The sequence below is a fragment of the Motilibacter deserti genome (assembly GCF_011250635.1).
In the GTDB taxonomy this organism is placed as follows: domain Bacteria; phylum Actinomycetota; class Actinomycetes; order Motilibacterales; family Motilibacteraceae; genus Motilibacter_A; species Motilibacter_A deserti.
The window spans coordinates 1-7,885 of record NZ_JAANNP010000083.1 but is presented as its reverse complement, the minus strand read 5'-3'; the positions used below and the strand labels follow the sequence as shown (position 1 = coordinate 7,885).

Here is a 7,885-nt window from a genome sequence, read left to right as displayed (position 1 = left end):
CCCGGCCGTCCAGCAGCACCACACCGGGACGATCATGCCGTCGTACTCCAGCGTCGACTGGACCGAGGACGGCCTCGGCAACCCGATCAAGATGCACGCGAACAAGGAGCTGCTCACCGACTGGCTCAAGGACAAGGTCGGGTTCGACGGCTTCCTCATCAGTGACTACGCGGCCATCGACCAGATCCCCGGCGACTACACGAGCGACGTGCGCACGTCGATCAACGCCGGCCTGGACATGATCATGGTCCCGAACGACTACCAGGGCTTCACCGCCGCCCTGACCTCCGAGGTCAACGCGGGCCGGGTGCCGATGTCGCGGATCGACGACGCGGTCGAGCGGATCCTGACGCAGAAGTTCCTGCTGGGCCTGTTCGAGAAGCCCTACACCGACCGGGCCAACCTGTCGAAGTTCGGCTCGGCCGAGCACCGGGCGGTGGCTCGCGAGGCGGCCGCGCAGTCCCAGGTGCTGCTGAAGAACTCCGGAAACGCTCTTCCGCTGTCGAAGACCTCGAAGGTCTACGTCGCGGGCAGCAACGCCGACGACCTGGGCAACCAGATGGGTGGCTGGACCATCTCCTGGCAGGGCATGTCGGGCAACGACAGCACCACCGGTGGCACGACGATCCTCAACGGGATCAAGCAGATCGCGCCGCAGGCCACCTTGACCTACAGCAAGGACGCGTCGGCCTCGATGGCCGGCTACGACACGGGCGTGGTCGTTGTGGGCGAGACGCCGTACGCCGAGGGCCAGGGCGACGTCGGCACCAACGGCCACCAGCTCGCGCTGACGGCTGCCGACAAGGCTGCGGTCGACAAGGTCTGCGCGGCGATCGAGAAGTGCGTCGTGCTCGTCGTCTCCGGCCGGCCGCTCGCCCTGAACGACCAGCTGTCGAAGATCGACGCGCTCGTCGCGTCGTGGCTGCCGGGCTCCGAGGGCGCCGGCGTCGCGGACGTGCTGTTCGGCGACAAGCCGTTCACCGGCCGGCTCCCCGTCTCCTGGCCGAAGACGGCCGCGCAGCAGCCGCTCAACGTCGGGGACGCGTCGTACGACCCGCAGTTCCCCTACGGCTGGGGCCTGCGGACCGACAACGCCAAGGCACGGGTGCAGGCGGTGCGTACGCAGCTCGCGGCGCTCGCCGGCGGTGACCGCTCCGTCGACAGCGCGGTCAAGAACCTCGACCGGGCGCTCGCGGCGGCGAACTGGAACTCGAACGGCACGGTGTGGGACGCGGGCCTCGTCCTGCGCTACCTGCAGCGCGCCGGCGAGGACCTGCAGGCCACGACCAAGGACACCCTCGCCCAGGACGACCTCCTGGTCTCGGTGGCCCGTGACGTGGCGCAGAGCCGGCTCGTGTCGCTCGGCGGCACCGCGCTCCGGGTGAACGGCGCGGCGCTGACCGCCGACGCCGAGCACCAGCTGCTGATCGGCAACCCCGGTGCGGCGGTCGACCTCCTCGAGGAGGTCTGGAGCTCCCGGCTCAAGTAGCCGCGCTCCGGCGCTCCCAGCTCCGGGAGACGCCGGCACGCCGAGCGGGCCCGCGGTTCCGACCGCGGGCCCGCTCGCGTGTCTGCCCCCTGCGCCCGCTACCGCTCGGGCGGCGGGCCCTCGCCCGGCCCGGCGGCGACGTCGCGGGCCTCCTCGGGGTCGCTGGTCGTGCCCGGCTCGGCGTCGCCGACCGCAACCGTGAAGCCGACGGGCGCGCCCTCTTCCGAGACCTCGGCACCGCCTCCGGTGTCGAGCGGCGGCGCGGCCGTGCCGCCGCCGGCCTCGGGGTTGCCGGGCTGCGACCCCGCGCCGGGGCCGACGGTGTCCGGTGCCGCGTCGGGTGCCGCGTCGGGAGAGGGGAACGGTGTCTCGGTCATGGGCGGCGTCTACCCAGGCCGTCCCGGCCGCGAACCCGGCCGGGACGCCGGCCGCGAGCCGGGGGCTGTCACCGGTCCGGCGTCGACCGCAGCACCTCGTCCAGGCTCCGGTAGTCCGCGAGCGGCAGCGTGCGCAACGAGCGCAGCACCTCCTCGCCCGCCCCGGCCTGCTCGGCGTGGCGGACGAGATCGTCCTTGCCGAGCGGGAAGTCGGCGTCGTTCAACGCCGCCTTGATGTCGTCGTCGTACGCGTACTGGGTCACCGGGGCCTCCTCGCCGTCGTGCTTCGTGGCCAGTGCGTTCCCGCGCAGCGGCCCGTCATCCGCTCCCGGGCGTGCCGTCCCGGGCCACTGCGGCGGCGGCGCCTGGCGACGGCAACCCGCCCGGGCGACGGAGCTCCCGCCACCGGCGCACTTTCGTGCGGGCTTCGCGCCTGCTCCTAGAGTTGCCGTGTGCGCAGGCGCAAGAAGCAGGTCGAGGACGCCGTCGAGCGCGCCATGGGCCGGGCGTCGGACATGCGGGAGAACGTCCGGGACACCGTCGACTCAGTCCGGGGCAACGTCCGCGAGACGGTCGACACGGTGCGCGACAACGTCCGGGGGACCGTCGACAGCGTCAAGCCCAAGCTGCGCGGGTGGCTCCATCTCGGGACGTTCCCGGCTTCGATCGTCGCCGGGTTCGTCCTGGTCGCGTTCTCCCCGACGCTCGAGGCGCGGGTCGCCACGGCGGTCTTCGCGATGACGGCGATCCTGCTGTTCGGGGTGAGCGCGACCTACCACCGGGGCAGCTGGGGACCGCGGGCGCACGCCGTCCTCAAGCGGCTCGACCACTCGAACATCTTTCTGATCATCGCCGGCACCTACACGCCGTTCGCCACCCTGCTGCTCGACAACGCGGGCGGCCGAACCCTGCTCTGGCTGGTGTGGGCGGGCGCTCTCGTCGGGGTGCTGTTCCGCGTCTTCTGGAGCGACGCGCCGCGCTGGCTCTACACCCCGGTCTACGTGGCGCTGGGGTGGGTCGCGGTGTTCTACCTGCCGGAGATCCTGCGTCACGGAGGCGTGGCCGTCCTCGTGCTGCTGCTCGTCGGCGGGCTCTTCTACACGGTGGGGGGCATCGTCTACGCGGCCAAGCGGCCCGACCCGTCGCCGCGCTGGTTCGGGTTCCACGAGGTCTTCCACGCGTTCACGCTCGTCGCGTTCGTCGTGCACTACATCGCCGTGTCGTTCGTGGCGTACTCCGCCGGCTGAGCACAGGTCGCCCAGCCCCTAGGCTCGGCGCGTGCGCGTAGTGATCGCCGAGGACAGCGTGTTGCTCCGCGAAGGGCTCACCCGCCTGCTCGAGGACGGCGGGCACGAGGTGGTGGCGACCGTCGGCGACGGCAGCTCGCTGGTCCCCGCCGTCGAGGAGCACCGGCCCGACGTCGCGGTCGTGGACGTGCGCATGCCGCCGACCCACACCGACGAGGGGCTGCGGGCGGCGGTCGCGGCGCGTGAGCGCGTCCCGGGCCAGCCGGTGCTCGTCCTGTCGCAGTACGTCGAGGACACGTACGCCGCGGAGCTGCTGGCCTCCGGCGACGGCCGGGGCGTCGGCTACCTGCTCAAGGACCGGGTCGCCGACGTAGGAGACTTCCTCGACGCGCTGCGCCGGGTCGCGGCGGGGGAGGCCGTGCTCGACCCGGAGGTCGTCGCGCAGGTCCTCGTCCGCCGGCGCTCCGTCGACCGGCTCGCGGCCCTCACGCCGCGCGAGCGCGACGTGCTGGCCCTCATGGCCGAGGGCCGCTCCAACGTCGCCATCGCCGAACGGCTCGTGGTCTCCGAGGGCGCTGTCGAGAAGCACGTGACGAGCATGTTCACCAAGCTCGGGCTGCAGCCCGACGCCGCCGACTCGCGCCGGGTGCTCGCCGTGCTCGCCTGGCTCGGCGCGCCCTGACCTCCCGCTCGGCGGCGCCCACCCGCCCGGCCCGACGGAGCCAGGTGCCGGGGAATCGCCCGAACGGGGCGCGCGCCGGAGAACCACACCGTTGTGATTCCCTCGCTAGACTGCTGGCCGGAACGGCACGCCGGACTCACGCGCAGGAACGACTCGGCGCAGGAATCGAGGGAGACCGCATGGACGCCGCGAGGGCAACGACCGGGGCCGGCGCCTCGTCCGTCGCGACGGGTGAGGGGCTCACCGAGCGCGAGTGCGAGATCCTCGCCTTCGAGCGCCAGTGGTGGAAGTACGCCGGCGCCAAGGAGCAGGCGATCCGCGAGCTCTTCGACATGTCGGCCACCCGCTACTACCAGGTGCTCAACGCGCTGCTCGACCGTCCCGAGGCGCTCGTGCACGACCCCATGCTCGTGAAGCGCCTGCGCCGGCTGCGCGCGGCGCGCCAGCGCCAGCGCTCGGCCCGCCGCCTCGGCTTCGAGGCCTAGGCAGCTGCCGGCTCGTCCGGCATAGCCTCGTCCCACGATGAGCAGGTCCAGCTCCCGCGAGCAGCCCGACGCGCTGCAGCAGCCTCGCCACGGCTCGCACCGCGGCCGTCGTGCCGCGGCCCGCGCCGCGCTCGGCTCCGTCGTCGCCGTCCTGGCGGTCGTCGCGATCGTCGGCGGCCTCTGGGCGGTCCTGGGCCGGGCTCCGGCCGACACCACCAGCGACGACGACGCGGCCGCGGCCAGCGCGACGTACGACGCCGTGCCGTCCCCGAGCGCGCCGCGGGCCACCGCGACCCAGACCCGGCGGGCGACGCCCAGCCCGACCCCCACCCCGACGCCCAGCCGCACCCCCCGGCCGACGCCGACCCCGCCGACACCCAGCAGCGAGGGCGCCGGCGGCGGAGACGAGGGCGAGCTGCGCGACCTGCAGGTCGTGGTCCTCAACCAGACCGGCCGCAACGGGCTGGCGGCGGCCACGGCCTCCCGGCTGCGCGCCGCGGGCTGGACGGTCGCGGCGGTCGGCAACTTCCGCGGCACGGTGCCGTCGACGACGGTCTACTACCCGGACGGTGCCGAGGCCGCAGCGCGCGCCCTCGCTGCCGACCTCGAGGGGACCGACCGGGTCCGGCCGCGCTTCAGCACGCTCTCCTCGACGCGCCTGACCGTCGTCCTCGCCTGACCGTCGTCCTCGCCTGACCGTCGTCCTCGCCCGACCGTCGTCCGCTGAGCGGTGGCCCGCCCGGCCGCGGCCGTCCGCGCGCCCACGCGGGCCCGGGCGACCTCCCGACTGAGCACGCCGCCCAGTGGGCAGGAGCGCTCGCGATGAGTGCAGACCTCTGGCCGGCCCCGACGGGCGCCCCCACGACCGACGCCGGGCGGGCCGGCCTCGCCGCCCTGCTCGCCGCCCCGGAGCGCGCCGTGCTCGGGCTCGACTTCGACGGGACGCTCGCGCCGATCGTCCCCGAGCCCGACGACGCGCGGGCCCATCCCGGAGCCGTGCGGGCGCTCGCGCTCGTCGGCCCCCGGCTCGGGCGGGTCGCCGTCGTGACGGGCCGCCCGGCGGCCCGGGCGGTGGAGTACGCGGGGCTCGCGGGAGTGGCGGGGCTGGAGCGGATGTCGGTGCTGGGGCACTACGGGCTGGAGCGCTGGGATGCCGCGACCGGCCGGCTCTCGGCACCGGAGCCGGCGCCGGGAGTGGCGGCCGTGCGGGCCGCGCTGCCCGCGCTGCTCGAGGAGCTCGGCGTGGGCGCGTACCTCGAGGACAAGGGCAGCTCGGTCGCCGTCCACACCCGCCGGGCGCACGAGCCGGCGGCCGCGCTGGACCGGCTGCGCGAGCCGCTGGGCCGGCTGGCCGGGCAGGCGGGGCTCGTCGTCGAGCCCGGCCGCAACGTGCTCGAGCTGCGGCCGCCCGGGATCGACAAGGGCGGTGCGCTGCGCGCGCTCGCCGCCGAGGCCGCCGCCCCCGGCCCGTCGTCGGTGGTGTTCGTCGGGGACGACCTGGGCGACCTCGCGGCGTACGACGCCGTGGACGCGCTGCGCGCCGAGGGGGTCCCGGGCCTGCTGGTGTGCAGCGGGTCCGACGAGGTCGTCGAGCTCGCGCGCCGCGCGGACGTGGTCGTCGACGGTCCCGAGGGCGTCGTGCGCTGGCTCGAGGGGTTGGCGCTGGCCCTCGGCTGACGGCCGGACAGCTACGCGCTCCCCCCGGGGGGCTCCGCCTGGGACGGCTCGGGCTTCCGCCGGCCGGCCCTGCCGACTTCTGTACCTCCGCCCGGGGGAGTGCGCCTGCACCAGGCCCGGACCGCCCCGGGACCTCTGCCTACTCCGGCGTGGTGCTTCTCCGATCTGCGGTTGGCCGCGGGGCGCTCGGCGGGCGACAGTCTTCTCGCGTTGAGTTCACGGACGAACACGAGGAGTGACATGAGCCTGGGTTGGAGCGACCGTCCGCGGCCGCGTCGGGTCGCCGTCGCGGCCCGTTTCGGGGCAGCACTGAGTGCGGCTGTCGTCGCCGGGGCTGGCCTGACGACGACGAGCGCGGCCGCCGCGCCCGCGGCGGCTGGGGTGCCGGGCGGCCCCGGTGCGCCTGCGGCAGCGACCGCGCAGTGGATCGTCGTCGTCGACGGGCCGTTGGAGCCGTTGCAGCACGCCGTCACCGCGGCTGGCGGGAGCGTCGTTCGCGCCCTGCCCGGCATCGGCCAGGCGGTCGTACGCCTCGACGCCCGCGGGGCCGCGGCCCTGCACGCCGTCGCCGGCGTGCGCGTCGTCTCCCCGGACCGCGCCGTCACCCTGAGCGGGGCGGCGTACGACCCCGCCACCGATGCCGGAGCGCCGGCCGTGCTCGCGCAGAGCACCGGCGCCGCCGCGCTGTGGGCGCAGGGGGTCACGGGCGAGGGCGTGGACGTCGCCGTGCTGGACACGGGCGTGGCTCCGGTGGCGGGGCTCGACTCCGCCGAGCGCGTCGTGCTCGGCCCCGACCTCTCCTTCGACAGCCAGGACCGCGACACCGACCGGGGCCTGGACGGCTACGGGCACGGCACCCACATGGCCGGGCTCATCGCGGGCCGGGACGCGGACGTGGCCGACCCGGCCACGGCGGCGCCCGAGCAGTTCACCGGCGTCGCCCCCGGCGCACGCGTCGTCAGCCTCAAGCTCGGCGACCGGTCCGGGGCCGTCGACGTCTCGCAGGTGATCGCCGGCATCGACTGGGTCGTGCAGCACCGCGCCGACGACGGGCTCAACGTCCGCGTGCTGAACCTCTCGTTCGGGACCGACAGCGCGCAGAGCTACCTGCTCGACCCGCTCGCGTACGCGGCGGAGGCGGCGTGGCGCCACGGGCTGGTCGTCGTCGCGGCGGCGGGCAACGCCGGCGACTCCGGCGACGTGCCCGGCCTGACCAACCCGGCGTACGACCCGGTCGTCCTCGCCGTCGGGGCCACGGACACGCACGGCACGGCGAGCACCGCCGACGACACGGTCGCGGCGTTCTCCAACCGGGGCGCCGGCGGGCGCAACCCCGACGTCGTCGCCCCCGGCACGTCGCTGCTGAGCCTGCGCGTGCCCGGCTCCGCGATCGACACCGAGTACGGCGCCACGGCGGCGGTCGGCGAGCGCTTCTTCCGCGGCAGCGGCACCAGCCAGGCCGCGGCCGTCGTGAGCGGCGCGGCCGCGCTGCTGCTCTCCCAGCGCCCGGAGCTCACCCCGGACCAGGTCAAGGCGCTGCTCACCTCGACGGCGTACGAGCTGCCCGGCACGAGCGTGCAGGCCCAGGGCCACGGGACGCTCGACCTGGCCGCCGCCGCGGCAGCCGCGACACCCGTCGTGCCGGCGCCCGACTACCTCTCGACGGGGACCGGGACGATCGAGGGCAGCCGCGGCAGCGCGCACCTCGAGCTCGACGGGGTGCAGCTCTCCGGCGAGCAGGACATCTTCGGCAACCCGGTCGACACCGCTGCCCTGGCCGCGGCCGAGGACGCGGGGACCGCCTGGGACGGGGGCACCTTCAACGGCGCGCAGTGGGCCGGTGAGGGCTGGACGACCACCACCCAGTGGGCGGGGCTCAGCTGGGCCGGCCGCAGCTGGGCCGGGCTGAGCTGGGCGGGCCGCAGCTG

9 protein-coding genes are annotated in these 7,885 nt (G+C 75.2%); 7 read left to right on the top strand and 2 right to left on the bottom strand.

From position 1 onward, the window contains the following. The coding region (locus G9H71_RS19810) for a glycoside hydrolase family 3 C-terminal domain-containing protein (RefSeq protein ID WP_196792305.1) at positions 1 to 1,489 on the top strand (1,489 nt) is incomplete at its 5' end. 98 nt (positions 1,490 to 1,587) lie between these two features. On the opposite strand, the gene G9H71_RS19805 is transcribed toward G9H71_RS19810, so the two are convergent. Both G9H71_RS19805 and G9H71_RS19800 read right to left on the bottom strand, forming a co-directional pair. After that, entirely contained in the window at positions 1,588 to 1,866 is a 279-nt protein-coding gene (locus G9H71_RS19805; RefSeq protein WP_166284512.1) for a hypothetical protein, read from the bottom strand. Between the two features lie 68 nt (positions 1,867 to 1,934). Continuing rightward, a complete protein-coding gene (locus G9H71_RS19800) occupies positions 1,935 to 2,129 on the bottom strand; it encodes a DUF2795 domain-containing protein (RefSeq protein WP_331273139.1) in 195 nt (64 codons plus the stop codon). 189 nt (positions 2,130 to 2,318) lie between these two features. Between G9H71_RS19800 and trhA the strand changes: the two genes are divergently transcribed. From trhA to G9H71_RS19770, 6 genes are all read left to right on the top strand, one after another. Next, positions 2,319 to 3,113 carry a PAQR family membrane homeostasis protein TrhA gene (trhA, locus tag G9H71_RS19795; RefSeq protein ID WP_331273138.1) on the top strand — a complete coding sequence of 265 codons (795 nt, stop codon included), beginning with the start codon at positions 2,319 to 2,321 and terminating at the stop codon, positions 3,111 to 3,113. Positions 3,114 to 3,144: 31 nt separating this feature from the next. Continuing rightward, a complete protein-coding gene (locus G9H71_RS25320) occupies positions 3,145 to 3,795 on the top strand; it encodes a response regulator transcription factor (protein WP_166284511.1) in 651 nt (216 codons plus the stop codon). Positions 3,796 to 3,974: 179 nt separating this feature from the next. Continuing rightward, positions 3,975 to 4,280: a DUF3263 domain-containing protein gene (locus G9H71_RS19785; protein ID WP_166284510.1), complete on the top strand. Its 306-nt coding sequence runs from the start codon at positions 3,975 to 3,977 to the stop codon at positions 4,278 to 4,280. A gap of 37 nt (positions 4,281 to 4,317) precedes the next feature. Further along, entirely contained in the window at positions 4,318 to 4,959 is a 642-nt protein-coding gene (locus tag G9H71_RS19780; protein WP_166284509.1) for a LytR C-terminal domain-containing protein, read from the top strand. A 143-nt stretch (positions 4,960 to 5,102) separates the two neighbouring features. After that, a complete protein-coding gene (gene otsB, locus G9H71_RS19775; RefSeq protein ID WP_166284508.1) occupies positions 5,103 to 5,957 on the top strand; it encodes a trehalose-phosphatase in 855 nt (284 codons plus the stop codon). A 240-nt stretch (positions 5,958 to 6,197) separates the two neighbouring features. Next, the coding region (locus G9H71_RS19770; RefSeq protein ID WP_231135154.1) for a S8 family serine peptidase at positions 6,198 to 7,885 on the top strand (1,688 nt) is incomplete at its 3' end.